Origin of the sequence: Achromobacter sp. Root565 (assembly GCF_001427425.1) — a bacterium.
Taxonomy (GTDB): Bacteria; Pseudomonadota; Gammaproteobacteria; order Burkholderiales; family Burkholderiaceae_B; genus Achromobacter; species Achromobacter spanius_D.
Genome location: NZ_LMGO01000008.1, coordinates 1 through 25,433, shown reverse-complemented (window position 1 = coordinate 25,433; position 25,433 = coordinate 1). Strand labels below are relative to the sequence as shown.

Annotated in this window: 37 protein-coding genes and 1 pseudogene; 8 read left to right on the top strand and 30 right to left on the bottom strand. The window is 62.4% G+C overall.

The features are described 5' to 3' along the window. Window positions 1–157 precede the first annotated feature (157 nt). From rpsD to rplN, 16 genes are read right to left on the bottom strand one after another with little or no spacing between them, the layout of a single operon-like run. The gene (gene rpsD, locus ASD71_RS25330) at window positions 158–781 is read right to left on the bottom strand and encodes a 30S ribosomal protein S4 (protein WP_056571040.1); all 624 of its coding nucleotides are present in this window, start codon (window positions 779–781) and stop codon (window positions 158–160) included. Window positions 782–792: 11 nt separating this feature from the next. Further along, complete coding sequence (gene rpsK, locus ASD71_RS25325; protein ID WP_006216516.1) at window positions 793–1,194, bottom strand: 30S ribosomal protein S11; 402 nt, start codon at window positions 1,192–1,194, stop codon at window positions 793–795. A gap of 15 nt (window positions 1,195–1,209) precedes the next feature. Next, a complete protein-coding gene (gene rpsM, locus ASD71_RS25320; protein WP_008168996.1) occupies window positions 1,210–1,575 on the bottom strand; it encodes a 30S ribosomal protein S13 in 366 nt (121 codons plus the stop codon). 43 nt (window positions 1,576–1,618) lie between these two features. Beyond that, window positions 1,619–1,732: a 50S ribosomal protein L36 gene (gene rpmJ, locus ASD71_RS27810; RefSeq protein WP_003806928.1), complete on the bottom strand. Its 114-nt coding sequence runs from the start codon at window positions 1,730–1,732 to the stop codon at window positions 1,619–1,621. Between the two features lie 34 nt (window positions 1,733–1,766). Beyond that, entirely contained in the window at window positions 1,767–1,985 is a 219-nt protein-coding gene (infA, locus tag ASD71_RS25315; RefSeq protein ID WP_003806927.1) for a translation initiation factor IF-1, read from the bottom strand. A gap of 8 nt (window positions 1,986–1,993) precedes the next feature. Next, window positions 1,994–3,319, bottom strand: coding sequence for a preprotein translocase subunit SecY (secY, locus tag ASD71_RS25310; protein ID WP_056327063.1), 1,326 nt, complete (start codon window positions 3,317–3,319; stop codon window positions 1,994–1,996). A 13-nt stretch (window positions 3,320–3,332) separates the two neighbouring features. Beyond that, window positions 3,333–3,773, bottom strand: coding sequence for a 50S ribosomal protein L15 (rplO, locus tag ASD71_RS25305; protein ID WP_056571038.1), 441 nt, complete (start codon window positions 3,771–3,773; stop codon window positions 3,333–3,335). A 9-nt stretch (window positions 3,774–3,782) separates the two neighbouring features. Then, the gene (rpmD, locus tag ASD71_RS25300) at window positions 3,783–3,968 is read right to left on the bottom strand and encodes a 50S ribosomal protein L30 (RefSeq protein WP_006216520.1); all 186 of its coding nucleotides are present in this window, start codon (window positions 3,966–3,968) and stop codon (window positions 3,783–3,785) included. A 3-nt stretch (window positions 3,969–3,971) separates the two neighbouring features. Further along, complete coding sequence (gene rpsE / locus ASD71_RS25295) at window positions 3,972–4,493, bottom strand: 30S ribosomal protein S5 (protein WP_008168987.1); 522 nt, start codon at window positions 4,491–4,493, stop codon at window positions 3,972–3,974. Between the two features lie 15 nt (window positions 4,494–4,508). Then, window positions 4,509–4,874, bottom strand: coding sequence for a 50S ribosomal protein L18 (rplR, locus tag ASD71_RS25290; RefSeq protein ID WP_008168985.1), 366 nt, complete (start codon window positions 4,872–4,874; stop codon window positions 4,509–4,511). 21 nt (window positions 4,875–4,895) lie between these two features. Continuing rightward, window positions 4,896–5,429 (bottom strand): 50S ribosomal protein L6, encoded by a 534-nt coding sequence (gene rplF / locus ASD71_RS25285; protein WP_056571036.1) that lies wholly within the window; start codon window positions 5,427–5,429, stop codon window positions 4,896–4,898. A 12-nt stretch (window positions 5,430–5,441) separates the two neighbouring features. Further along, complete coding sequence (rpsH, locus tag ASD71_RS25280; RefSeq protein ID WP_006216525.1) at window positions 5,442–5,837, bottom strand: 30S ribosomal protein S8; 396 nt, start codon at window positions 5,835–5,837, stop codon at window positions 5,442–5,444. Window positions 5,838–5,847: 10 nt separating this feature from the next. Then, window positions 5,848–6,153: a 30S ribosomal protein S14 gene (gene rpsN, locus ASD71_RS25275; RefSeq protein WP_056571033.1), complete on the bottom strand. Its 306-nt coding sequence runs from the start codon at window positions 6,151–6,153 to the stop codon at window positions 5,848–5,850. Window positions 6,154–6,165: 12 nt separating this feature from the next. Further along, window positions 6,166–6,705, bottom strand: coding sequence for a 50S ribosomal protein L5 (gene rplE / locus ASD71_RS25270; protein ID WP_006216529.1), 540 nt, complete (start codon window positions 6,703–6,705; stop codon window positions 6,166–6,168). A gap of 12 nt (window positions 6,706–6,717) precedes the next feature. After that, window positions 6,718–7,038: a 50S ribosomal protein L24 gene (gene rplX / locus ASD71_RS25265; protein WP_056571030.1), complete on the bottom strand. Its 321-nt coding sequence runs from the start codon at window positions 7,036–7,038 to the stop codon at window positions 6,718–6,720. A gap of 11 nt (window positions 7,039–7,049) precedes the next feature. Continuing rightward, window positions 7,050–7,418: a 50S ribosomal protein L14 gene (gene rplN, locus ASD71_RS25260; protein ID WP_006216531.1), complete on the bottom strand. Its 369-nt coding sequence runs from the start codon at window positions 7,416–7,418 to the stop codon at window positions 7,050–7,052. A 656-nt stretch (window positions 7,419–8,074) separates the two neighbouring features. Between rplN and ASD71_RS25255 the strand changes: the two genes are divergently transcribed. Together ASD71_RS25255 and ASD71_RS25250 are read left to right on the top strand one after the other, a co-directional pair. Further along, entirely contained in the window at window positions 8,075–9,502 is a 1,428-nt protein-coding gene (locus ASD71_RS25255; RefSeq protein ID WP_056571028.1) for an NAD-dependent succinate-semialdehyde dehydrogenase, read from the top strand. Window positions 9,503–9,737: 235 nt separating this feature from the next. Further along, on the top strand, window positions 9,738–11,906 hold the full coding sequence (locus ASD71_RS25250) for a metallophosphoesterase (RefSeq protein WP_056571026.1): 2,169 nt from the start codon (window positions 9,738–9,740) through the stop codon (window positions 11,904–11,906). A 94-nt stretch (window positions 11,907–12,000) separates the two neighbouring features. Here ASD71_RS25250 and ASD71_RS25245 read toward each other — a convergent pair whose 3' ends face one another. Beyond that, on the bottom strand, window positions 12,001–12,975 hold the full coding sequence (locus tag ASD71_RS25245; RefSeq protein ID WP_056571024.1) for a helix-turn-helix domain-containing protein: 975 nt from the start codon (window positions 12,973–12,975) through the stop codon (window positions 12,001–12,003). Window positions 12,976–13,130: 155 nt separating this feature from the next. On the opposite strand from ASD71_RS25245, the gene ASD71_RS25240 reads away from it, so the two are divergent. Genes ASD71_RS25240 through ASD71_RS25215 form a run of 6 tightly spaced genes read left to right on the top strand, consistent with a single transcriptional unit; the run spans window position 13,131 to window position 18,827 of the window. Beyond that, complete coding sequence (locus ASD71_RS25240) at window positions 13,131–14,024, top strand: alpha/beta fold hydrolase (RefSeq protein WP_056571022.1); 894 nt, start codon at window positions 13,131–13,133, stop codon at window positions 14,022–14,024. Between the two features lie 15 nt (window positions 14,025–14,039). Continuing rightward, the gene (locus tag ASD71_RS25235) at window positions 14,040–15,212 is read left to right on the top strand and encodes a substrate-binding domain-containing protein (RefSeq protein WP_056571020.1); all 1,173 of its coding nucleotides are present in this window, start codon (window positions 14,040–14,042) and stop codon (window positions 15,210–15,212) included. 12 nt (window positions 15,213–15,224) lie between these two features. Then, window positions 15,225–15,992 carry an ABC transporter ATP-binding protein gene (locus ASD71_RS25230; RefSeq protein ID WP_056571017.1) on the top strand — a complete coding sequence of 256 codons (768 nt, stop codon included), beginning with the start codon at window positions 15,225–15,227 and terminating at the stop codon, window positions 15,990–15,992. After that, on the top strand, window positions 15,989–16,741 hold the full coding sequence (locus tag ASD71_RS25225; protein ID WP_056571015.1) for an ABC transporter ATP-binding protein: 753 nt from the start codon (window positions 15,989–15,991) through the stop codon (window positions 16,739–16,741). The genes ASD71_RS25230 and ASD71_RS25225 overlap by 4 nt, the downstream gene beginning before the upstream one ends. Next, window positions 16,738–17,748, top strand: a complete 1,011-nt coding sequence (locus ASD71_RS25220; protein WP_056571013.1) for a branched-chain amino acid ABC transporter permease — start codon at window positions 16,738–16,740, stop codon at window positions 17,746–17,748. Before ASD71_RS25225 ends, ASD71_RS25220 begins: the two co-directional genes overlap by 4 nt. 11 nt (window positions 17,749–17,759) lie before the next feature. Continuing rightward, a complete protein-coding gene (locus ASD71_RS25215) occupies window positions 17,760–18,827 on the top strand; it encodes a branched-chain amino acid ABC transporter permease (protein ID WP_056571011.1) in 1,068 nt (355 codons plus the stop codon). A 55-nt stretch (window positions 18,828–18,882) separates the two neighbouring features. Here ASD71_RS25215 and ASD71_RS25210 read toward each other — a convergent pair whose 3' ends face one another. The 13 genes and pseudogenes from ASD71_RS25210 to ASD71_RS25150 all read right to left on the bottom strand — a co-directional run. Beyond that, window positions 18,883–19,497, bottom strand: coding sequence for a hypothetical protein (locus ASD71_RS25210; protein ID WP_235512340.1), 615 nt, complete (start codon window positions 19,495–19,497; stop codon window positions 18,883–18,885). Between the two features lie 154 nt (window positions 19,498–19,651). Continuing rightward, window positions 19,652–19,933: a 30S ribosomal protein S17 gene (rpsQ, locus tag ASD71_RS25205; protein WP_006216549.1), complete on the bottom strand. Its 282-nt coding sequence runs from the start codon at window positions 19,931–19,933 to the stop codon at window positions 19,652–19,654. Window positions 19,934–19,935: 2 nt separating this feature from the next. Then, entirely contained in the window at window positions 19,936–20,127 is a 192-nt protein-coding gene (gene rpmC, locus ASD71_RS25200; protein WP_003806912.1) for a 50S ribosomal protein L29, read from the bottom strand. 11 nt (window positions 20,128–20,138) lie between these two features. Next, the gene (rplP, locus tag ASD71_RS25195) at window positions 20,139–20,555 is read right to left on the bottom strand and encodes a 50S ribosomal protein L16 (protein WP_006389610.1); all 417 of its coding nucleotides are present in this window, start codon (window positions 20,553–20,555) and stop codon (window positions 20,139–20,141) included. Between the two features lie 2 nt (window positions 20,556–20,557). After that, window positions 20,558–21,349 (bottom strand): 30S ribosomal protein S3, encoded by a 792-nt coding sequence (gene rpsC / locus ASD71_RS25190; RefSeq protein WP_056571007.1) that lies wholly within the window; start codon window positions 21,347–21,349, stop codon window positions 20,558–20,560. A 9-nt stretch (window positions 21,350–21,358) separates the two neighbouring features. Next, a complete protein-coding gene (gene rplV / locus ASD71_RS25185; RefSeq protein WP_006227021.1) occupies window positions 21,359–21,688 on the bottom strand; it encodes a 50S ribosomal protein L22 in 330 nt (109 codons plus the stop codon). A gap of 3 nt (window positions 21,689–21,691) precedes the next feature. After that, window positions 21,692–21,967 carry a 30S ribosomal protein S19 gene (gene rpsS, locus ASD71_RS25180; RefSeq protein ID WP_006216555.1) on the bottom strand — a complete coding sequence of 92 codons (276 nt, stop codon included), beginning with the start codon at window positions 21,965–21,967 and terminating at the stop codon, window positions 21,692–21,694. Window positions 21,968–21,979: 12 nt separating this feature from the next. Further along, window positions 21,980–22,807, bottom strand: coding sequence for a 50S ribosomal protein L2 (rplB, locus tag ASD71_RS25175; protein ID WP_056571006.1), 828 nt, complete (start codon window positions 22,805–22,807; stop codon window positions 21,980–21,982). Beyond that, on the bottom strand, window positions 22,808–23,104 hold the full coding sequence (rplW, locus tag ASD71_RS25170; protein ID WP_006216557.1) for a 50S ribosomal protein L23: 297 nt from the start codon (window positions 23,102–23,104) through the stop codon (window positions 22,808–22,810). It abuts the gene before it with no gap. Further along, on the bottom strand, window positions 23,101–23,721 hold the full coding sequence (rplD, locus tag ASD71_RS25165) for a 50S ribosomal protein L4 (RefSeq protein ID WP_008168948.1): 621 nt from the start codon (window positions 23,719–23,721) through the stop codon (window positions 23,101–23,103). The genes rplW and rplD overlap by 4 nt, the downstream gene beginning before the upstream one ends. A gap of 4 nt (window positions 23,722–23,725) precedes the next feature. Continuing rightward, window positions 23,726–24,415 carry a 50S ribosomal protein L3 gene (gene rplC / locus ASD71_RS25160; RefSeq protein WP_008168945.1) on the bottom strand — a complete coding sequence of 230 codons (690 nt, stop codon included), beginning with the start codon at window positions 24,413–24,415 and terminating at the stop codon, window positions 23,726–23,728. 401 nt (window positions 24,416–24,816) lie between these two features. Further along, window positions 24,817–25,128, bottom strand: coding sequence for a 30S ribosomal protein S10 (rpsJ, locus tag ASD71_RS25155; RefSeq protein WP_003806903.1), 312 nt, complete (start codon window positions 25,126–25,128; stop codon window positions 24,817–24,819). Between the two features lie 74 nt (window positions 25,129–25,202). Beyond that, a pseudogene (locus ASD71_RS25150) lies at window positions 25,203–25,433 on the bottom strand (elongation factor Tu); the annotation flags it as partial.

The window sequence follows — 25,433 nt, the reverse complement described above, 5'->3', positions numbered from 1 at the left end:
GAAACACGGGCGGTGCAAAAACATCACCCGATACTTACCGCAAAGCCCGCTCCACCAAATGGCGAAAGCGGGCTGCTGCGGGACGTGCAGACGGGTCAACCGGGTCGCGGGACCAGCTTGCCAGCGCTTCCCCGAAGGAAGGCGCCGGCAGGCGTGATTAACGCGAGTACAGTTCGACGACCATCGATTCGTTGATGTCGCGAGCGACGTCAGCGCGATCGGGGGCCGACTTGAACGTGCCGGTCAGCTTGGCCGCGTCGACTTCCACCCACTGGGGGATGCCGATGCTGGTGGCCAGGTCGAGCGATTCCTTGATACGGCCTTGCTTCTTGGCCTTTTCACGAATCGAGACGACGTCGCCAGCCTTGACCAGCATCGAAGCGATGTCAGCCGTGTGGCCGTTCAGTTCGATGGCGCGGTGGCTCACCAGCTGGCGAGCTTCGGCGCGCGTCGAGCCGAAGCCCATGCGGTAGACGACGTTGTCCAGACGCGATTCCAGCAGCTGGATCAGCGTTTCGCCGGTGTTGCCACGGCGGCGCTCGGCTTCAGCGAAGTACTTGCGGAATTGCTTTTCCAGCACGCCGTACATGCGCTTCAGCTTTTGCTTTTCGCGCAGCTGCAGGCCGTAGTCGGAAGTGCGGGCACCCGAAGTGCGGCCGTGTTGGCCAGGCTTGGAATCCAGCTTGCACTTGGAATCCAGCGAGCGGCGGGCGCTCTTCAGGAACAGGTCAGTACCCTCGCGGCGCGAGAGCTTGCATTTGGGTCCAATATAACGTGCCATGTGGATTCCCTTTAGATACGACGACGCTTCGGCGGACGGCAGCCGTTGTGCGGAACGGGCGTGATGTCGGCGATGGACGAAATCTTGATGCCCAGCGCGTTCAGCGCACGGACCGACGACTCGCGGCCAGGACCGGGGCCCTTGATGCGGACTTCCAGCGTCTTGATGCCGTACTCGAGCGCAACGCGGCCAGCCGTTTCAGCGGCAACCTGCGCGGCAAACGGGGTCGACTTGCGCGAACCCTTGAAGCCAGCACCGCCCGACGTGGCCCACGACAGTGCGTTGCCCTGACGATCGGTGATGGTGATGATGGTGTTGTTGAACGAAGCGTGAACGTGCGCGATGCCGTCCGAGACGTTCTTCTTGACCTTTTTGCGCACGCGCGAAGCGCCGCTGGTGGAAGCTTTCGCCATAATCCTGTTCCTCGATTATTTCTTCAGGGACGCAGCAGCACGACGCGGGCCCTTGCGGGTCCGGGCGTTGGTGCGAGTGCGCTGGCCGCGCACGGGCAAACCGCGCTTGTGACGCATACCGCGGTAGGTTCCCAGGTCGATCAAACGCTTGATCGAGAGCTGTACTTCACGACGCAGGTCGCCTTCAACCGTGAACAAACCAACATGTTCGCGGACGCGTTCCAATTCAGCGTCGCTCAGATCCTTGACCTTTTTGTCAAAGGGTACGTTTGCCGCTTCGCAAATCTTGCGAGCGCGCGTACGACCGATGCCAAAAATGGCGGTCAGGCCGATCTCGGCGTGCTGTTGCGGCGGAATGTTAATGCCAGCAATACGGGCCATGACTGTTCCTTGAATAAATCCGTTGCGTAGTCGCTAACCCGAGTTAGCCTTGACGCTGCTTGTGACGCGGGTCGGTGCAGATAACGCGCACCACGCCGTGACGTTTGATAACTTTGCAGTTGCGGCAGATCCGCTTAACCGATGCCATTACTTTCATGGTTGACTCCTAATTTTCCGTAATCCGGTTTCGCTCACTTGGAGCGGAAAACAATCCTGGCTCGCGTCAGGTCATAGGGCGTGAGCTCCACTGTGACCTTGTCACCCGGCAGGATCCGGATGTAATGCATACGCATCTTGCCGGAAATATGGCCCAACACCACGTGGCCGTTTTCGAGCTTGACGCGAAATGTCGCGTTCGGGAGGTTCTCAAGAACCTCACCTTGCATCTGAATGACGTCGTCCTTGGACATTCTTTTGCTTACCGCATCGGCAAACCCGCGCCCTTGAAGTTGGCCTTCTTGAGCAACGAGTCGTACTGGTGAGACATCATGTAGGCCTGAACCTGCGCCATGAAATCCATCGTCACCACCACAATGATCAACAGAGACGTACCACCGAAGTAGAAAGGAACGTTCCAGCGCATCACCAAGAATTCCGGCAACAGGCACACCAACGTGATGTAGATGGCACCTGCGAGCGTCAAACGCATCAGGATCTTGTCGATGTAGCGCGCTGTTTGCTCGCCCGGACGGATGCCCGGAACAAACGCACCACTCTTCTTCAGGTTGTCCGCCGTTTCGCGGCTGTTGAAAACCAGAGCCGTGTAGAAAAAGCAGAAGAAAATAATCGCGACCGAGTACAGCGTGATGTAGAGCGGTTGACGAGGCGACAGGGCCGCAGCCAGGTCGCTAAGCCAGCGCATGTTCTCGCTGCTGGAGAACCAGCTCGTGATCGTGGCCGGGAACAGAATGATCGACGACGCGAAGATCGGCGGAATCACCCCTGCCATGTTCAGCTTCAGCGGCAAATGCGAGCTTTGACCACCGTAGACCTTGTTGCCGACCTGACGCTTGGCGTAGTTCACCGTGATCTTGCGCTGTCCGCGTTCCACGAACACCACAAAAGCGGTAACCAGCACCACCAGAGCCACGATGAACAGTGCCGAAAGCACAGACATCGCGTTGGTGCGGACCAGGTCCAACAGTGCAGCCAGCGCCGCGGGAAGACCCGCCACGATACCTGCGAAGATCAGGATGGAAATCCCGTTGCCCAGACCGCGCTCCGTGATCTGCTCACCCAGCCACATGACGAACATGGTGCCAGTGACCAGGGTCACGACGGTCGTGAAGCGGAACAGCATGCCCGGATCGATCACCAGTCCCTGCTGAGACTCCAACGCCACCGAAATGCCCACAGCCTGCACCAGCGCCAGCACGACCGTGCCGTAGCGGGTGTATTGGGTAATCTTCCGACGGCCGGATTCGCCCTCTTTCTTGAGCGCTTCCAGCGACGGCACCACCACCGACATCAACTGCATGATGATGGATGCCGAAATGTACGGCATGATCCCCAGGGCAAAAATCGAGAAACGCGAGAGCGCTCCGCCCGAGAACATGTTGAACAGGCCCAGGATCCCGCCCTGGTTCTGACGGAACAAGTCCGCCAGCGCGTCCGGGTTGATACCCGGAACCGGGATGTGTGTACCCAAACGGTAAACCACCAGGGCGAGCACCAGGAACACCAGACGGCGCTTCAGATCGCCGTATCGTGCTCCGGATTTGCCCAATGCCTGCGCGTTAGCCACTCGTCACCTCTGATCAAGCAAGCGAGCCGCCCGCGGCTTCGATGGCGGCGCGAGCGCCGGCCGTCGCGGTAATGCCCTTGAGCACGACCTTGCGCGAGAGTTCACCAGACTTGATGACCTTGGCGTAACGAACCGCCTGGCCAATCACGCCGGCCGCCTTCAGCGCTTGCACATCGATGTCATCGATGGGCAGGGCTTCGAGGTCCGACAAGAGAACTTGTGCATACAGGTGTTGACCCAGCGGGGTGAAACCACGCTTGGGCAGGCGACGTTGCAGCGGCATTTGACCGCCTTCGAAGCCAACCTTGTGGAAACCGCCCGAGCGCGACTTCTGACCCTTGTGACCACGGCCGGCGGTTTTACCCAGACCCGAACCGATGCCACGGCCGACGCGGCGCTTGGCGTGCTTGCTGCCCTCAGCGGGCTTCAGCGTATTAAGTTGCATATCCGACATGGTGATTCCTTAGGCTTCCGAGACGGAAACGAGATAATCCACCTTACGGATCATCCCACGCACCTCGGGCGTATCGACCAGCACGCGGCTGCTGTTGATGCGGCCCAAGCCCAAACCGCGAACCGTATCACGGTGCGATTGCTTGGTACCGATCACCGAGCGCACGAGGGTCACTTTGATCTGCTTCTGAGCCATGATTTACCCCAGGATCTCTTCGACCGTCTTGCCGCGCTTGGCAGCAACATCGGCCGGGGTCAGGGAGGCGCGCAGGCCGTTCAACGTGGCGCGAACCATGTTGTAGGGGTTGCTCGAGCCCAGGCTCTTGGCAACCACGTTACGCACACCCATCACTTCGAAAATAGCGCGCATCGGGCCGCCGGCGATAACGCCAGTACCTTCAGCAGCGGGCGAAATCAGCACGGTAGCGGCGCCATGCTTGCCGACCACGGTGTGGTGCAGCGTGCCGTTCTTCAGAGCGACCTTGAACATGCCGCGACGGGCCTGTTCCATAGCCTTCTGAACGGACACCGGCACTTCACGCGCCTTGCCCTTACCCATGCCGATGCGGCCATCGCCATCGCCAACCACGGTCAGCGCGGCAAAGCTCATGGTGCGACCACCCTTGACCACTTTGCTCACGCGGTTGACCGCGATCATCTTTTCGCGGAGGCCGTCATCGTTCTCTTTTTCCGCGGCGTTCTTGCCTTGTACTTTAGCCATTTGACAGATCCTCGCTTAGAACTTCAGGCCGGCTTCACGCGCGGCATCGGCCAGCGCCTTGACGCGGCCATGGTAACGAAAGCCCGAGCGATCGAAAGCGACCAGTTCGATACCGGCAGCCTTGGCCTTTTCGGCCACGCGCTTGCCAACCAGCGTCGCAGCGGCTTTGTTGCCACCCTGACCGGTTTGGCCGGCCAGTTGCGCACGCACTTCGGCTTCCACCGTCGAGGCGCTGACCAGAACGCGATCGCCTTCCGGCGAAATGATGTTGGCGTAGATGTGCTGGTTCGAGCGGAAAATCGAGAGGCGATGAACGCGCAGCTCGTTGATCTTCCGGCGAGTCGGAACCGCACGACGCAAACGGGAAACTTTTTTGTCCATGATTCGTCCTTGCGTGCGCCGTTATTTCTTCTTGGTTTCTTTGATGACGACGCGTTCGTCCGAGTAACGCACGCCCTTGCCCTTGTAGGGTTCGGGTTCGCGGTACGCGCGGATTTCAGCGGCCACCTGACCGACGACTTGCTTGTTGGAGCCCTTGATGACGATTTCCGTCTGGGTGGGGCATTCGGCCTTGATACCGGCCGGCAACTGATGCAAAACGTCGTGCGAGAAACCGAGCTGCAGCTTAACGGCGTCGCCTTGAACCGAGGCGCGGTAACCCACGCCGACCAGGTTCAGCTTGCGCTCGAATCCCTTGCTCACGCCATTGACCATATTGGCCACCAGCGCGCGCACGGTGCCCGACATGGCATTGGCGTGACGGGAATCGTTGGCGGCGGCAAACGTGAGCTTGCCACCGTCCAGCGAAATCGTGACGTCGCCAGTCAGGGGTTGGGTCAAGGAACCCAGCGGGCCCTTGACAGTGATCTGATCCTGCTTGACGTCAGCTTCGACGCCCTTGGGCAGTTCGACCGGATACTTAGCGATACGTGACATTCGAATTTCTCCTTAGGCCACGTAGCACAGCACTTCGCCGCCGACGCCGTTGGCGCGAGCCTTACGGTCGGTCATGACGCCGCGCGAGGTCGAAACGATAGCCACGCCCAGGCCATTCATGACCTGAGGAATGCTGGTACGGCCCTTGTAGATACGCAGACCGGGGCGCGAGACGCGTTCGATGCGCTCGATGACCGGACGGCCAGCGTAGTACTTCAGGGTGATCTCGAGCTCAGGCTTGGCCTGGGTGCCCTTGATTTCAAAGCTGTCGATGTAGCCTTCGTCTTTCAGCACAGCGGCAATGGCCGCCTTCAGCTTCGAGGAGGGCATGCTCACCGTAACTTTGTCCACTTGCTGCGCATTGCGAATGCGGGTCAGCATATCGGCGATGGGATCGCTCATGCTCATATTGTTTCTCCTACCAGCTGGCCTTGGTGATGCCGGGGATTTCACCCTTCATCGCCATTTCACGCAGTTTGTGGCGCGTCAGACCGAACTTGCGGAACACGCCGCGAGGACGACCGGTGACCACGCAACGGTTGCGTTGACGCGTCGGGTTGGCATTGCGCGGCAGCTGTTGCAGCTTGAGCCGAGCTTGGTAACGTTCTTCGTCGGTCTTCGACTGATCGTCGACGATCGCCTTCAACTCAGCGCGCTTGGCAGCGAACTTGTCAGCCAGCTTGGCGCGCTTGATGTCGCGATTGATGAGGGAAAGTTTAGCCACGTCATCAGCCCCTTAGTTACGGAACGGGAAGCTGAAGGCCGTCAACAGCGCCTTGGCTTCTTCGTCGGTCTTCGCGGAGGTGGTGATGCTGATGTTCAGCCCACGCAGCGCGTCGATCTTGTCGTACTCGATTTCGGGGAAAATGATTTGCTCTTTCACCCCGATGTTGTAGTTGCCACGGCCGTCGAACGCACGACCCGAGATACCGCGGAAGTCGCGCACGCGAGGCAGCGCAACCGCCACCAGGCGATCCAGGAATTCGTACATGCGTTGACCACGCAGCGTGACCATGCAACCAATCGGGTAGTTTTCGCGGATCTTGAAACCGGCGATTGCCTTCTTGGTCTTCGTCACGACGGGCTTCTGGCCGGCGATCTTGGTCAGATCCGACACAGCGTGCTCGATGACTTTCTTGTCGGAGACCGCTTCCGAGACACCCATGTTCAGGGTGATCTTGGTGATGCGCGGCACTTCCATGACGCTCTTGTAGCCAAACTTGGCCTGCAGGTCGCCAGCGACCTTGCTCTTGTAGAAATCTTGCAAACGAGACATGTCTATCGCCCCTTACGCCTTGGCGCCGACAACGGCACCATTGGAACGGAACACGCGGACCTTGCGACCTTCGACTTCTTGAACGCCCACGCGGTCGCCACGACCGGTTGCGGGGTTGAAGAGCGCCACATTCGAGATGTGGATCGGCATGGTCTTTTCGACAATCCCGCCCGGGTTGTTAGCCATCGGGTTGGCTTTGACGTGCTTCTTGGCAACATTGACGCCTTCGACCAGGACATGGTCGGCATCAACGCGAGCCAGCACGGTGCCGCGACGCTTCTTGTCGCGGCCGGTCAGGACGATGACTTCGTCGCCTTTACGAATGTTGTTCATCGTAGGGCTCCTTACAGCACTTCCGGGGCCAGCGACACGATCTTCATGAACTTCTCGGTACGCAGTTCACGCGTAACGGGTCCGAAGATGCGGGTGCCGATAGGCTCCAGCTTGGCGTTGAGCAACACGGCGGCATTGCCGCCGAAACGAATCAGCGAACCGTCTTTACGGCGCACGCCCTTGGCGGTACGAACCACCACGGCATTGTAAATTTCGCCTTTCTTGACGCGTCCGCGCGGAGCCGCATCTTTGACGCTCACCTTGATGATGTCGCCGATACCGGCATAACGGCGCTTGGAGCCACCGAGCACCTTAATGCACATGACATGACGCGCACCAGTGTTATCGGCCACGTCCAGCGTGGTCTGCATTTGGATCATGATTTTTCCTGTTCCAACTTAACTGGAAATACGGTTTTCCCAACAAGGGAACACTGCAATTCCTGCCAGTTTTGGTCCCGTCAGGTCAGCCGCCCTGCTTTTTTGTCGGCAAGTCCGTAACTTCTGGACCAGCAACTGGTGGCAACGCAACGACCCTGGGTTGAAATCCTGCGGGTATTCCCCCCGACGCGCTCACCTAACCTTCGGCTAAGTGAATCGACAATCTGGGAAAGCTGATAATTCTAACGTGGTTAATTTTTGAGCGCAAGCACTTTGTTGGGATTGCGCACAAAAGACCACGCCCCCTGTCAAGGGGGCCGGTTTGGCGGGCCATCCGCCCCTGTTTCTGGCGGTAGTAGCCCTTCGCCCATGCGTCACGATTTGCCTTGCCGCGACGGATTTCGTCCGTGGACGGCGCAGCCATGAGCACCAAGCGATCGTGCATTCTACAGGAACTCGGCAAGGGAGCCCGACATCGGCGCAAAGTACGGTTCTCAGGCCGTCAGCGTGCGGAAGCCTCAGCAGGCCAATGGCTCCAAGCTCACGGCAAGGATTGGCTCCTTAGGCGCGGGGCGAGCTGGTTTAGACTGCCGTGGGCAGCGACAGGCGCTGCCACCACCTAGCTATCCCTTCCTATTTCGCAAGGAACGACAGGCATGTATGAACAGTTGGCGCTGTATATCGACGGCGAATTCGTCGCCGGCGAGGGCAGGCGCACCCAGGACGTCATCAACCCGGCCACGCTCGAGGTGCTGGGCCAGCTGCCTCACGCCACGCAAGCCGATCTGGACCGCGCGCTTGCCGCTGCCCAGCGCGCCTTCGAATCGTGGAAGAAGTCTTCGCCCATGGACCGCTCTGCGATCCTGCGCAAGGTCGCCACGCTGTCGCGCGAGCGCGCCAAGGAGATCGGCCGCAACATGACGCTGGACCAGGGCAAGCCGCTGGCCGAAGCCGTGGGCGAAGTCACTTCCTGCGCCGAACATGCCGACTGGCACGCCGAGGAATGCCGGCGCATCTACGGCCGGGTCATCCAGCCGCGCAATCCCGACGTCCGCCAGATCGTGGTGCGCGAGCCCATCGGCGTCTGCGCCGCCTTCACGCCCTGGAACTTCCCCTACAACCAGGCCATCCGCAAGATCGCCGCCGCCATCGGCGCCGGCTGCACGGTCGTGCTCAAGGGACCCGAGGACTCGCCCAGCGCGGTCATGGCCATTGCGCGCATGTTCCACGATGCCGGCCTGCCCAAGGGCTGCCTGAACATCGTCTGGGGCGAACCCGCCACCATCTCCGACTACCTGATCCGTTCGCCGATCGTGCGCAAGGTGTCGTTCACCGGCTCCGTCCCGGTGGGCAAGCAGCTCGCGGCACTGGCAGGCGCGCACATGAAGCGCGTCACCATGGAACTGGGCGGCCACTCGCCCGTCCTCGTGTTCGACGACGCGGACATCGATCGCGCGGCCGAGATGCTGGCCAAGTTCAAGGTGCGCAATGCCGGCCAGGTCTGCGTGTCGCCCACCCGCTTCTATGTGCAGGACGGCGCGTACGAGCAGTTCCTGGCGCGGTTCTCGGAAGTGCTCAAGAACATCAAGGTCGGCGACGGCCTGGAAGCCGGCACCGAGATGGGACCGCTGGCGCATGAACGCCGCGTGCCCGCGATGAGCGCTTTCATCGACGACGCCAAGAAGCACGGCGCCAAGGTGGTGGTGGGCGGCGGTCCGCTGGACCGCAAGGGCTTTTTCTTTGCGCCGACCGTCGTCACGGAACTGCCCGACAGCGCCATGCTGATGACCGAAGAGCCGTTCGGTCCCGTGGCGCCCGTGGTCCGCTTCAAGGACACCGATGAAGTGCTGCGCCGCGCCAACAGCCTGCCCTTCGGCCTGTCGTCGTACGTGTTCACCAACTCGCTGAAGACCGCGACCAAGGTGTCCAACGGCCTGGAGGCCGGCATGGTCAACATCAACCACTTCGGCAGCGCGCTGGCCGAGACGCCCTTCGGCGGCATCAAGGACAGCGGCATCGGCAGCGAAGGCGGCACGGAAACGTTCGAGGGCTACCTGGTCACGAAGTTCATCACGCACGTCTGATCCCGCGGCCATCGCAACGCAAAGCCCCGAACCTGGCGTGCGGGGCTTTTTTTTTGCCCGTTGAGTGACGCGGACCGGTTCGGGATTCATGACGCTGTCATGCGGGTCAGTGAGCATTGGGCCCGCTTACAACTAGCTGACCCAAAAAAAGCTGACCCGCGGCTGCCACCTCGACATGGCCAATGCCCGTGCTCGACCGCCGCCGCACCCGAACCTTTCAGGATCCCAACGCCCGATGACGCTTCGCCCTTCCCGCTCCGTCCGCGCCGCAGCCTCCCTGCTGCTCGTTGCCCTGCTCGCCGCTTGCGGCGGCGACAAGGACGATGACACGCCGCCGCCTGTTGCCGAGACGCCGCCCCCGGCGGAAACGCCCGCACAGCCGCCCGCCCCCGTGCAGGTCGCGTTCATGCCCGACATCCATTTCCATGACGTTTACGCGGACTTCAAGGACGGCTCGTTCCCCGGCATTCCGAACCCGAAGGCCGGCGACAACGCGACCATCCGCACGATGTACGCGCAGCTGACGTCCACGCGCCTCTTCAACGAAAACTACTTCGCCTTCCTGGCCGCGCTGGACGACGCCGTCAAGCGCGGCGTGAAGTACATCGCGCTGCCGGGCGACTTCTCGGATGACGGCCAGCCCGTGCACATGCGCGGCCTGGTCAAGATCATGGACGACTATTCGAAGAAGCACGGCATCCAGTTCTTTGCCGCGCCGGGCAACCATGACCCCAACCGCCCCTTCAACCAGCCCGCGGGCAAGGGCGATTATCTGGGCCTGGATCCCGTAACGGGCGCGATCGGCTTTTCGCAGCCGATCTACAGCCGCGGCGCCAACGTGTGCAACACCGCCTACGGTGGCGATTGGACGCGCATTGGCAACACGTATTGCACCGAGGAAGTGCTGCACATGGGCTACTCGGGCATCACGACCGCGCTCGAGCAGCACGGCTTCATGCCGCAGCCGCAGAACGTGTATTACGAAACCCCGTACAGCACCTATAAGTACGAAGATTACGATTACGCCACGGCGGTCTCGCAAGCCAACTGGATCAACCGCCAGTACGAAATCTGCGCAGAAGGCACCGGCGGCCCGAACAAGCCGCAGAACTACACGCTGTGCAAGATGGTGCCCGACACGTCGTACGTGGTCGAGCCCGTCGAGGGCGTGTGGCTGGTGGGCCTGGACGCCAACGTCTACGTGCCGACGGGTCCAGGCGTTAACGACTTCACCGGCTCGGGCGATCAGGGGTACAACAAGATGCTGACCCACAAGGCGCACGTCATCACGTGGCTGACCGACGTGGTGGCGCGCGGCAAGGCGCAAGGCAAGCAAGTCATCGCCTTCAGCCACTTCCCGATGTCCGAATTCTTCAATGGCGCCTCCGACGACATCGAGGCGCTGCTCGGCGCCAACAAGATGCAGATGATTCGCCGCCCCGCCGAGAACACCACCCGCGCGCTAGCCGAGACCGGTTTGAAGGTGCACGTGGGCGGCCACATGCACTTCAACGACATGGCGCTGCGCAACTACGGCGGCGACCACGCGCTCTTCAACATCCAGGCGCCTTCCATGGCCGCCTATGTGCCCGCGTACAAACTCATGACGCTGCAAAGCGCGGACGAGATCGAAGTGCAGACCATCCGGCTCGACCAGGTGCCGCGCTTTGATGAACTGTTCGACCTGTACCGCGCCGAAAACGCCTACGACGTGCCGCCGCGCTGGAACGTGTCCATCCTGGACGCCAAGGACTACGGCGACTTCACCTACCGCTACATGAGCGAACTGGTGCGCCTGCGTCTGCTGAACGACGACTGGCGCTGCGAGATGCGCGAACTGGTCAAGAGCCCGTTGACGGGCGCCGACCTGCTGGCGTTGTCGCAATTGCAGACGACGGTCACGCTCAAGGAACTGGCGAACACCGGCAACCAGAACAACCTGACGCCCGCGTTCTTTGCGTGCCTGTTTGACGGCGGCGGCAGCGGCGCGAGCAACCCGGCCTATGCCGCGGATGCCGCCAACGCGCAGACGCGCGCGCAAGCCCTGGCGCAGGCCAACGGCATGCAGCTGGCGGACTTCGCGCAATGGACGGCGCTGGAGATGGCAGGCGATTTCGTGCGCCTGGCCAATGCGGGCGACCTGGCATTCGCCGACATCCCCGCGCAGCGCGCCAGCCAGTACAAACTGCTGGCCCAGGCTTTGGCCCAGACCAACGCCGCCGTGCAAATGAACGGCAACAGCGTCAGCAACGCCACGACGCCGGCAGACCTGTTCAAGGCGCGCTTCAAGCCGCTGATGGCGATCATGCTGAAGCTGGCCAACGGCGCGCCGTCCGAGCACATCCGCCTGGACCTGACGACCAACAGCATCGTCAACCTGTCCAACCAGCCTTCCCCGTTCTAGGCCGGCTTCGCGCGCCCTGAAAGGCCAACGGCCCGCTGATCAAGCGGGCCGTTTTCGTTGGCAGCGTTGCCCGCCGCGCGGGATCCGTGCGCGCTCACCCCTGCGCGGCACGGCCGCCTGCGCGCAGGTCGCGCGGCGTCACGCCGAAGCGCTGCTTGAACAGCCGGCTGAAATGCGAAGGATGAGAGAAACCCACCTGGTACGCCAGTTCGGCGATGCCGCGATGACGGTGCCGCGCGTCCAGCAGCAGTTCGCGGCACCGGTCCAGCCGCTGCTCGAAGATGAACGACTCCGCCGACAGTCCGCCCGCGCGCAGGATGCGGTGCAGATAGGCGACCGACACGCCGCAGCCCTGCGCCACCCGTGCGGGCGACAGATCCGGGTCCGCGAGATGCTGGCGGATGTAAGCCAGCACGCGCGTACGGTGCGCCACCGTGACGCTGCTGTCCGCCTCCGAGACCTGTCCCTGTCCCGGCTGCACCAGGAAGAGCACGATGAGGTCGATCAGGCGTTCGCCCAGTTCGGCCGCCTCGGTATCGGTCCAGCCGTCCATGCCTTTGAACAGGTGATCCATGTAGCCAGCCAGCAGCGCGCCGCGCGGCGACCCGTCGTCCGTGCGCAGCTTATAGAAGGCGCCGATCCGTGAATCCCGCTGCGACAGCGCGCTGCGCGGAAACGAGACGCTCAGGCTGCGGTAGCCCGACGCGCCATTCGCGGTTGCCTGATACGGCAGGCTCTGGTTCATCAGGTACACGCAACCCGGTTCCACCTGGAATTCGCGGCCCGCTTGACGCACCGCCAGCGGACCGGCCAGCGGCAGGCCAAAGGTGTAGAACTCCTGGTCCAGCCGTGAGACGTTGCCCGGGGTGCGTTCCAGCCGTTGGCCCTGGTAATGCAGGTCGTTGAACTGCAGGCTGGCGCGGCGCGCGTAGCGCACGTGCCCCGCGAAATGACCGGGTTTGCCGCCATGCACCTCGAACGGCCCGAAGGCATCGGCCAGCGCGGCGCGCCACGCATCGCGCCGGTCGGCGCCGGCGCTGGCCGAAATGGCGAATTCCGTATCTGCCATGGCACGGTCTCCTGGGGGGCTGCGCAAATTGATCTTGCGTCTACATATTGTTGACTCACCCTGTTTCGGGGTGGACGGCGCATTGTGGGCGCGCTTGCCGCAAGTCTATATTCAGCCCGATAAGCACACAACCTGGACAAACCGGGAGGAGACGCATGGACGAGTCAGAGGCGGCAGCCGCGCGCCATACGCCGGCGTCGCGCTATCTGCGCTGCGCGGGGCGCGAGTTGCACTACACGGAATGGGGCGCTGCTGACGCGCCGCCCATCATCATGTGGCACGGCCTGGCGCGCACCGGCCGCGACTTCGACGAACTGGCGCGGGCCCTGGCCGGCGGCTACCGCGTGATTTGTCCCGACGCGATCGGGCGCGGCCTGTCGCAATGGAGCCCTGATCCGGCCGCCGAGTACCGGCTCGATTTCTACGCCACGCTGGCGCGCGCGCTGGTGGACGGCTTGTCGCTGGCGCGCGTGCGCTGGGTGGGAACGTCCATGGGTGGCGCGACCGGCATGCACGCCGCTGCGACCACGTTGCGCGATCGCATTTCGCATCTGGTCATCAATGACATCGGACCGGAGCTGCCGCAGCCCGCCATCGAGCGCATCCTGGCCTATGCCGGCAACCCGCCGGCCTTCGACACGGTGACGGAGCTGGAAGCGTGGCTGCGGGCCGCCTACAAGCCCTACGGCTGGCAAAGCGACGAACAATGGCGCCGGATGACGGAAACGTCGGTGCGCCGGCTGCCCGACGGCCGCGTCACCGCCCACTACGATCCGGCCATCGTCGGGCAGTTCAGCCATCATCCTAGCGATTACGACCGGTGGGAAGGGTACGACACGCTACGCATGCCGACCCTGCTCTTGCGCGGCGCCGAATCGGACCTGCTGCTGCCGGAGGTTGCCCACGCCATGACGCAGCGCGGTCCGCGCGCGCAGCGCATCGACTTTCCCGATTGCGGGCACGCCCCCGCGCTGAACGTGCCCGCCCAGATCGAACCCATCCGTCAATTTCTTGCCAGGCCGGACAACACGGCCGCACGCGACCACTGACACCAGGAGACTTCCATGAAACGCATTCTGCTCGCCGCCATGGCCAGCCTGTGCATGAGTTCCGCACTCGCGGCAAAGGACTTCGTTGTCGCCCACGTCTATGACAAGACCGGCCCGCTGGAAGCCTATGCCAAGCAGACCCAGAACGGCTTGATGCTGGGGCTGGAATACGCCACGCAGGGCACCATGACGGTGGCCGGGCGCAAGATCCGCGTCATCGAGAAGGACAACCAGGGCAAGCCCGACGTCGCCCGCGCGCAGCTCGCGTCCGCCTATGCCGACGACAACGCCGACATCGCCGTGGGCCCCACGTCGTCAGGCGTGGCGCTTGCCATGCTGCCGATCGCGGAGGAATACGAAAAGATCCTGCTGGTGGAACCGGCGGTGGCGGACTCCATTACCGGCGAGAAGTGGAACAAGTACATCTTCCGCACCGGCCGCAACTCCTCGCAGGACGCCATCGCCAACGCCGTGGCCTTCGACCAGGAAGGCACGTCGATTGCCATGCTGGCGCAGGACTATGCCTTTGGCCGCGACGGCGTAAAAGCCTTCAAGGGCGCGCTCAAGAACGCCAAGATCGTGCACGAGGAATACCTGCCCGCCAACGCGACCGACTTTACGGCCGGCGCGCAGCGGCTGTTCGATGCGCTGAAGGACAAGCCTGGCCGCAAGATCATCTTCATCCTGTGGGCCGGCGCCGGCAATCCGTTCAAGATCGCCGATCTGGATCCCAAGCGCTATGGCATCGAGATCGCCACAGGCGGCAACACGCTGACCGCCATGACGCCGCTCAAATCCCTGGCGGGCATGGAAGGCGCCACGTATTACTACTACGGCATCCCCAAGAACCCGGTCAACGACTGGCTCGTCGCCGAGCATCAGAAGCGCTTCGGCCAGCCGCCCGATTTCTTCACGGCGGGCGGCATGGCGTCGGGCATCGCGATCGTCGCGGCCTTGAACAAGACCGGCGGCGATTCGGACACCGACAAGCTCATCAAGGCGATGGAGGGCATGAGCTTCGACACGCCCAAAGGCAAGATGACCTTCCGGCCCGAGGATCACCAGGCCATGCAGTCCATGTACCACTTCCGGATCAAGAACGATCCATCGGTGCCTTGGGCGGTCCAGGACCTGGTCAAGGAAATCACGCCAGACCAGATGGCCGTGCCCATCCAGAACAAGCGCTGATGTCCGCCGCTCATGCTTGAGACTCAATCGCTCACCGTACGCTTTGGCGGTCATGTGGCGGTCAACGATGTCAGTTGCGCCTACACGCCCGGCACCTTGACCGCCATCGTCGGCCCGAACGGCGCCGGCAAGACCACGTACTTCAATCTGATCTCGGGCCAGCTTCGCGTCAGCGCCGGAACGGTCAGGCTGAATGGACGAGACCTGACCAAGTTGCCGGCGCCCGCCCGCATGCACGCGGGACTGGGGCGCGCGTTCCAGCTCACGCAGCTTTTCCCGCGGCTGAGCGTTCATGAGAACGTGCGGCTTGCCCTGCAGTCGCGGCAGCAGGGCATGGGGTGGCGCCACATCCGGTTCTGGCGCACGTGGCGCGACGACCGCGGCCTCATGGACCGCGCCGACGCGCTGCTCGCGCGCACGCGGCTGGCGGCGCGCCGTGACGACCCAGCCGGCGACCTGCCGCATGGCGACCAGCGCAAGCTGGAGATCGCCATGCTCATCGCGCTGGAACCCTCGGTATTCATGTTCGACGAACCTACTGCCGGCATGAGCGTGGACGACGTGCCCATCGTGCTGGACCTCATCCGCGAATTGAAGGCCGACACTTCCAAGACCATCCTGCTCGTCGAGCACAAGATGGATGTCGTGCGCGAATTGGCCGACCGCATCGTCGTGCTGCACAACGGCAGGCTGATGGCGGATGGCGATCCGGCCACCGTGATCGCCTCGCCCATCGTGCAGCAAGCCTACCTGGGCATCAGCGCGCCGGAGGCGGCATGACGGCGCAACCGCTCCTGGAACTGAAGGACGTGCACACGCACATCGGCGCGTATCACATCCTGCACGGCGTGACGCTGTCGGTGCCCGCATCGGCGGTCACCATGCTGCTCGGACGCAACGGCGCGGGCAAGACGACGACGCTGCGCACCATCATGGGATTGTGGCGCGCATCGCAGGGCCAGGTCTGTCTGGACGGCAAGCCGATCGGCGGACCCGGCACGCGCACGTCGCCGCCCGACATGGCGCGCATGGGCATGGCCTACGTGCCCGAGAACATGGGCATCTTCGGTGACCTGTCCGTCAAGGAGAACATTCTTCTCGCGGCACGACTTGCCAGAAATGCCGCGCAACTGGATACCGCGCGGCTGGAGTGGATCTTCGGATTCTTTCCCGCGCTGAAGAAGTTCTGGCTGCATCCCGCCGGCAAGCTGTCGGGCGGACAGAAGCAGATGCTGGCCATGGCGCGCGCGATCATCGAGCCCCGGCGTCTGCTGCTCGTCGACGAGCCGAGCAAGGGCCTGGCGCCGGCCATCATCCAGAACATGATCGACGCGTTCATTGAACTCAAGCAGTCCAGCATCACCATCCTGCTGGTGGAACAGAATTTCAACTTCGCCCGCCGCGTTGGCGACTTCGCGGCGATCATGGACAACGGCCAGGTGGTGCACGCAGGCGCCATGGCCGATTTGGCCGCGGACGAGGCGTTGCAGACGCGCCTGTTGGGCCTGTCACTGGGAAGCCATCAATGAGCACGCTGGACATCGAAGCGCCGCTGCCGCGCGCACGCGCCGATCTGCTGCCTTTGCTGCTGGTGCTGGCGCTGGCGGTCATCGCGCTACCCCTGGTCGGGTCGTTCTCCACCTGGGTGACGCTGACGTTCGCCGGGCTGGCGATGGGCATGATCATCTTCATCGTCGCCTCGGGCATGACGCTCGTCTTCGGCCTGATGGACGTGCTGAATTTCGGGCACGGCCTGTTCATTGCCATCGGCGCGTACATGGCGGCCACCGTGCTGGGTTCCATGGCGGACTGGACGCAGTCCGGCAGCCTGTGGAGCAATCTGATCGCGGTGCTGCCGGCCATGATCGTGGGCATGCTGGTGGCGGGCGCCGTGGGTCTGGCGTTTGAGCGCGTGATCGTGCGGCCGGTCTATGGACAGCATCTGAAGCAGATCCTCATCACCATGGGCGGCATGATCATCGGCGAAGAGATCATCAAGATGATGTGGGGGCCGCAAGCGATCACGCTGCCATTGCCCGAATCCCTGCGCGGCGCATTCCTGCTGGGCGATGCCGCCATCGAGAAGTATCGCGTCGTGGCGCTGGTGGTGGGCCTGATCGTGCTGGGCGGGATGCTGTGGGTGCTGAACCGCACCAAGCTCGGCCTCCTGATCCGCGCGGGCGTCGAGGACCGCGAAATGGTCGAAAGCCTGGGCTACCGGATCCGCCATCTCTTTGTCGGGGTGTTCGTGGCCGGGTCCATGCTGGCCGGATTGGGCGGTGTGCTGTGGGGGATGTACCAGCAATCAATCGTGCCGCAGCTTGGCGCGCAGGTGAACGTGCTGATCTTCATCGTCATCATGATCGGCGGCCTGGGCTCCACGGTGGGCTGCCTGATCGGCGCGCTGCTGGTCGGACTGATGGCCAACTACACCGGCTTCCTGATGCCCAAGGCCGCCCTCTTTTCAAACATCGCGCTGATGGTTGCCATTCTGTTGTGGCGCCCGCAAGGCGTGTATCCCGTCACGAACCGCTAGGAGCCGTCGACATGCCGTTTCGCCTGCTTTCCGGCGACCCTCCGCGCAGCGCGATCCTGGCGCTGCTGCTCATGGCAATCGTGGCCGCGCTGGCCGCGGCGCCTTTCCTGTTTCCCGGCCCCAAGGCGCTGGCCGTCGCGGCGAAGATCCTCGTCTTCATCGTGCTGGTTGCCAGCTTCGACCTGCTGCTGGGATACACCGGCATCGTCAGCTTTGCGCACACCATGTTCTTCGGTATCGGCGCATACGGCGTGGCGATCGCCAGCATTCGCATGGAACCCGGGTGGACGGCGGTGTTGGCCGGGACGGCGGCCGGGCTGGCCGTGTCACTCGCCTTCGCCTTGCTGATCGGCCTGGCCAGCCTGCGCGTGCGCGCGATCTTCTACGCGATGATCACGCTGGCGGTGGCGGCGGCGTTTCAGACGTTAGTGTCGCAATTGTCGGAACTGACGGGCGGCGAGGACGGACTGAACTTCAAGGTCCCGCAGATATTGAGGCCCGCGTTTCGCCCGTTGTCGGAACCCCTGTTTGGCGTGACGGTGGACGGGCGGATCATCACCTATTACCTGATCGCGGCAGTCTGCGTGGTGCTTTTCCTGATGTTGCTGCGCATCGTGAATTCGCCATTCGGCCGAGTGCTGCAGGCCATCCGAGAAAACCCCTTCCGCGCCGAAGCGATCGGCTATCGCACCGTGCTGTACCGCAGCCTCTCGAATCTGCTTGCTGCGGCCTTCGCGACGCTGGCCGGCGCGATGTACGCGCTTTGGCTGCGCTACAACGGCCCGGACACGACCTTGTCGTTCGAGATCATGCTCAACATCCTGCTGATGGTCGTGATCGGCGGGATGGGCACCATGTATGGTGCGGTGGTCGGCGCGAGCCTGTTCGTGTTCGCGCAGAGCTATCTGCAGGACGGCCTGCATGCCGTGCATGAAGTCGTGGCGGGAATCCCCCCGCTGGCCCTGCTGTCCGAACCGGACCGCTGGCTGCTCTGGCTTGGAATTCTGTTCGTGCTGTCGGTGTATTACTTTCCGACCGGGGTAGCCGGACGGCTGCGGGAGTTTGCAAGACGCTCATAGGCGCGTCCGGGACGGCAACGCCTTCGGGCATCGGATGCCCGCCAGAAGCACTTGGCTACCGTCCGCCCTGTCTGAGCGTATCGGCCCCGCGCCGCAATTCATCGACCCGCCGCTGCATGTCATTCACGCTGCGCTGCGTCTGATTGCTGCCCCGATTCAATTGAGATCCCGATGGCGTAGGCATCAAGGGCGGCATGGTCATCTGACCGCCGGAGCTCAGCGGAATCATGGCGGGCGGGTGGGGGTCCGCGTTTGGCGGCGGCCCGTTCAGCACGCGTTCCAGCACCTTCAGTTGGTCGCGCTGTGCCTGCAGTGCGCGTTCCTGGTCCAGCAGGCCCTGTTCGTCTTCGTCATCGGTGCCGAAAATGGCGGCATGATCGCGGGACCTTCCGTCCAATTGAACCCGCGGATCCGGCCCGGCGTTCAGCAGTTGCTTGCCGAGCGTCGTGGCGTCCATCGGAGGTGGCGTGGAAGTCGGTGCCGCGGCCGACTGCGCACCCGTTGACGCCGCGGGCCGCACCCCCGTCGTGGTGCCTGGCGGCATCGCGGCGGGAAATATTCCGGGAATCGCGCCCTCGATCGCACCGGGCGTGGCGTCCGCGGCGCCGGCGGTCGACGCCACGGGCGCGGCTCGCTCCTGCGCGAACGCGGCGCCAGCGGCTATTGCCATCCCGTACGTGAAGCCGGCAATTCGAACTGATTTGCTGAAGCTGAACATCCTTCCCTTCAGAATTCCCAGATGCGAGACATAAAAAAACGGCAAGGGTTTTGGCCCTTGCCGTTTTATATCAGAACGGCGAACCGTTCCGAGGTGCAGCTTTCACTTAGATGATACGTGCGGCTTCAACCAGACGCACCACACGCCACGACTTCGAGCGCGAGATGGGACGGCCTTCAGCGATTTCAACCGTATCGCCTTCGTTGTACTGGTTCGATTCATCGTGCGCCTTGTACTTCGCGGAGCGCATGATGATCTTGCCAAAGATGGGGTGCTTGACGCGGCGCTCAACCAGAACGACGACAGTCTTGTCCATCTTGTTGCTGACGACCTTGCCAACCAGCGTACGCTGGCGCTTGGCCACTTGGGTGTTTTGAGTTTCGCTCATCTTTATTTCCCTGCCTTCTCGGTCAGCAAGGTGCGGACGCGAGCGATGTCGCGGCGCACGTTGCGCAGCTGGCTGGTGTTGGCCAGTTGCTGCGTGGCTTTCTGCATGCGCAGACCGAATTGGGCCTTCAGCAGGCTTTCGAGCTCTTTGCCGAGCTCGGCGGCGTCTTTCGAACGGAGTTCGCTAGCTTTCATGTTAGTACTCCTTAAGCACCGATATGACGCGCGACGAACGTGGTCGAAATCGGCAGCTTGGCAGCGGCCAGGCGGAAAGCTTCACGCGCGAGCTCTTCGCTAACCCCTTCCATTTCGTAGAGCACCTTGCCGGGCTGGATTTCAGCAACCCAGTACTCCGGGTTGCCCTTACCGTTACCCATACGGACTTCGGCAGGCTTCTGCGAGATGGGCTTATCCGGGAAAATGCGAATCCAGATACGGCCGCCACGCTTGATGTGACGATTGATAGCGCGACGAGCAGCTTCGATCTGACGGGCGGTCAGACGGCCACGGCCGGTAGCCTTCAGGCCGAACTCGCCGAACGACACGTGGGTGCCACGAGTCGCCAGACCGGTGTTGCGGCCCTTCTGCTCTTTGCGATACTTTCTGCGGGAGGGTTGCAGCATGGTTATTCTCCTTCAGGCGCCGGAGCAGCATCCGCCTTGCGGGGAGCGCGGCCACGACCACCCGGACGACCGGTGCGAGCACCGTCCGGACGATCGCCACGCGGAGCGCGGCGCGGACGACGTTCTTCTTCACGCGGGGCTGCGGTTTCCGGCGGCAATTCGCCGTTGGCCAGCATGTCGCCCTTGTAGACCCAGACCTTGATGCCAATCACACCGTACGTGGTGTGGGCTTCGGAGGTGCCGTAGTCGATGTTGGCCTTGAGGGTGTGCAGCGGCACACGGCCTTCGCGATACCACTCGGTGCGAGCAATTTCGATACCGTTCAGACGGCCCGAGCTCATGATCTTGATGCCTTGGGCACCCAGACGCATCGCGTTCTGCATTGCGCGCTTCATGGCGCGGCGGAACATGATGCGCTTCTCGAGCTGTTGCGAGATCGAGTCGGCGATCAGTTGAGCATCGGTTTCCGGCTTGCGGATTTCTTCGATGTTGACGTGCACGGGAACGCCCATCAGACGCTGCAGATCAGCCTTCAGGCTTTCGATGTCTTCGCCGCGCTTGCCGATCACCACGCCCGGACGAGCCGAGTAGACGGTGATGCGGGCATTCTTGGCGGGACGCTCGATGATCACGCGACCAACGGAGGCGCTCTTGAGCTTCTTCTTCAGGTACTCGCGAACGCGAATGTCTTCGGCCAGCATCGTGCCGAAGGCCTTGTCGTCGGCGAACCAACGCGAGGACCAATTACGGGTGACCGCGAGACGGAACCCAGTGGGGTGAATTTTCTGACCCATCGTGACTCCTTAAGCTCCGACCTTGACCGTGATGTGGCAGGTCTGCTTCTCGATACGGTTGCCGCGGCCCTTGGCGCGAGCGGAGAAGCGCTTCATCGACTGAGCCTTGTCCACAAAAATCGTGGTGACTTTCAGTTCGTCGATGTCGGCGCCGTCGTTGTGCTCGGCGTTGGCGATGGCGGACTCGACAGCCTTCTTCAGGATGACGGCAGCCTTCTTCGGCGAGAAGGTGAGGATTTCCAGCGCACGGCCGACCTTCTGACCACGGATCAAGTCCGCAACCAAACGGGTCTTCTGAGCGGAGATGTGAACCCCACGGATAATGGCAGTAGTTTCCATCGCTTACCTCTTCGCCTTCTTGTCCGCGGCGTGACCCTTGAACGTACGGGTCAGCGCGAACTCGCCCAGCTTGTGACCGACCATGTTCTCGTTGATGTAAACGGGAACATGCTGCTTGCCGTTGTGCACAGCGATCGTCAGACCGATGAACTCGGGCAGGATCGTGGAACGACGCGACCAGGTCTTGATCGGCTTCTTGTCTTTGCCCGCAACGGCCGTGTCCACCTTTTTGATCAGGTGAGCATCGACAAACGGGCCTTTCTTGATCGAACGTGACATAGTGTTCGCCTCTTACTTGCGCTTGCGCCGTTGGACGATCATATTGTTCGTCCGCTTGTTGCGACGGGTCTTGAAACCCTTCGACGGAGTGCCCCACGGGCTGACCGGCTCGCGTGCTTCACCGGTACGGCCTTCGCCGCCACCGTGCGGGTGATCCACCGGGTTCATGGCAACGCCACGAACGGTCGGGCGGACACCGCGCCAACGCATTGCACCGGCCTTGCCAATTTGGCGCAGGCTGTGTTCTTCGTTACCGACTTCACCGATGGTGGCGCGGCATTCGATGTGCACACGGCGGACTTCACCCGAGCGCAGACGCACCTGAGCGTAGATGCCTTCGCGAGCCAGCAGGACGGCGGAAGCGCCGGCCGAGCGGACCATCTGGGCACCCTTGCCGGGGAGCATTTCGACGCAGTGGATCGTCGTACCGACCGGGATGTTGCGGATCGGCAGCGTGTTGCCAGCGCGGATCGGAGCATCGGTGCCGGACACGACGGTCGCACCGACTTCCAGGCCACGGGGAGCGATGATGTAACGACGTTCGCCGTCGGCGTAGCACAGCAGAGCGATGTGCGCCGTACGGTTGGGGTCATATTCCAGACGCTCGACCTTTGCCGGGATGCCGTCCTTATCGCGACGGAAGTCGACGATACGGTAGTGCTGCTTGTGACCACCGCCACGATGACGGATCGTGATGTGACCGTTGTTGTTACGGCCAGAACCACGGGTCTTCTTTTCGAGCAGCGGCGCGTAGGGCTCACCCTTGTGCAGGTTCGGGCTGACAACCTTCACCATGCCACGGCGGCCAGCCGAAGTCGGCTTAACTTTTACGAGGGCCATTTACTTCACCTCCGCAAAGTCGATTTCCTGGCCGTCCTTGAGCGAGACGTAAGCCTTGCGCTCATTACGGCGACGGCCAACGAATCGGCCAAAGCGCTTGACTTTGCCCTTACGGTTGAGGACCTGCACGGACTCGACCTGCACCTTGAAGAGCAGTTCGACGGCAGCCTTGATTTCCGGCTTGGTAGCGTCAGCCACGACACGGAAAGCGACTTGCTGATTCTTCTCAGCGACGAACGTGGCCTTTTCGGTCACGATCGGAGCCAGAATGACTTGCATCAAGCGTTCAGCGTTCATCCCAGCATCTCCTCGAGTTGAGCGATGGCCGGCTTGGTGATCAGCACTTTCTTGTAGTGGACCAGCGACAACGGATCGGCATAACGGGGCTCGACAACAGCAACGTGCGGCAGGTTGCGGGTGGCGAGGTAAACATTTTCATCAACGCTGTCGGTGATGATCAGGACCGAGTCCAGGCCCAGGCTCTTCAGCTTTGCAGCGGCAGCCTTGGTCTTGGGCGATTCCAGATCAAACGATTCAACAACGGCGATGCGGTCTTCGCGAGCGAGCTGCGACAGGATCGAACGGATCCCGGCGCGGTACATCTTCTTGTTGACCTTCTGGCTGAAGTTCTCTTCGGGCGAGTTCGGGAAAGTCCGACCACCGCCACGCCACAGCGGCGACGAAGTCATACCGGCGCGAGCGCGGCCGGTACCCTTTTGACGCCAGGGCTTCTTGGTGGAGTGCTTGACTTCCGTACGGTCCTTCTGAGCACGATTGCCGGAACGCGCGTTGGCTTGGAAAGCCACGACGATCTGGTGAATCAGCGCTTCGTTGAAGTCACGGCCGAAGATCGTGTCGGGCGCGCTGAACGTAGCAGCGGCCTGACCTTGGTCGTTCAGGAGCTTGAGATCCATTTACTTACGCTCCCTTCTTGGCCGGGGCCTTGATGGCCGGGCGCACAACGATGTCGGCGCCAGCGTGGCCGGGGACAGCGCCCTTGACCAGCAGCAGGCCGCGCTCAACGTCAACGCGAACGACGTCGAGGTTTTGAACGGTGCGGGTGACGTCACCCAGGTGACCAGCCATGCGCTTACCCGGGAAAATACGACCCGGATCTTGTGCCTGACCAATCGAGCCGGGAACGCGGTGCGAACGGGAGTTACCGTGCGACGCGCGCTGCGAACCGAAGTTGTGACGCTTGATGGTACCGGCGAAGCCTTTACCAATGGTCGTGCCCGTGACGTCGACCTGTTGGCCGGCTTCGAACACGGATTCCACGGCGATCACGGAACCGGCCGCAAATTCAGCGGCGCGAGCGGGATCAAGGCGGAATTCTTTGAGGATGCTACCGGCTTCAGCGCCGGCTTTGGCGTAGTGGCCCGTTTGCGGCTGAGCCACACGCGAGGCACGACGAGTGCCATAAGCCACCTGGATAGCGGCGTAGCCGTCGGTTTCCAGCGACTTAACTTGGGTCACGCGGTTGTTGGACACGTCCAGCACGGTCACCGGGATGGATTCACCTTCCTCGGTAAAAATGCGGGTCATGCCGACCTTGCGACCCACCAGCCCCAGCCGGTGAGCGGCGGGCGTGGGTGTCGAATTCGACATCGTTTTCTCCATTCCCGACTGCGATTGGTCGGGGCTAATCAGGCAAAAGGTAACGGCCTTTGCCCTACGACTATGTTCAACCTGGACTAGGCACAGCGCCCTCAAACATCAAGGTGGCTTTCGCTTTGTCCATAGTTAGACTTGCCACAAAATGGCAAGCTTCGCATATTAGCATGTTTTTTCTAAGCGGCACAAGCACTTAGCGGATCTGGCGCATGTGGCGGCGGGCATTTTTGCCACGGTTTGCGCGCGCCTGGATGCGGGGGGCCATGCAGCGCTGGCCGCGCGGGTAGTGAGCGCATGCTCACATTCCGGAGATTCAAAACAAAATGGCCGCAATCCCGAGGGAATGCGGCCATTCTTTACGAACCTGCCGGCGAAGGTAGCAGGCTCGGAGCGTCTTACTGCAGCGCGATTTCGACGTCGACGCCGGCCGGCAGGTCCAGACGCATCAGGGCGTCAACGGTCTTGTCGGTGGGATCAACGATGTCCATCAGGCGCTGATGGGTACGGATTTCGAACTGGTCACGCGACGTCTTGTTGACGTGCGGCGAACGCAGAACGTCGTAGCGACGGATACGCGTGGGCAGCGGCACCGGACCGCGGACGACAGCGCCAGTGCGCTTGGCGGTGTCGACGATTTCGGCGGCCGATTGATCGATCAGCTTGTAATCGAAGGCTTTCAAGCGGATGCGGATCTTTTGGTTTTTCATGGCGTTTCCTAAAGAACGAGACGCGAGGGCGGGATCACGCCCTCGCTGGTTGGGTGCTGCTTAATAGATCCGAATTACTTCAGGATCTTGGCGACGACGCCGGCGCCGACGGTACGACCGCCTTCACGGATGGCGAAACGCAGACCTTCTTCCATGGCGATCGGGGCCAGCAGCTTGACCGTCATGGCCACGTTGTCGCCCGGCAGAACCATTTCCTTGTCGGCCGGCAGTTCGATCGTGCCCGTCACGTCCGTCGTGCGGAAGTAGAACTGGGGACGATAGCCTTGGAAGAACGGGGTGTGACG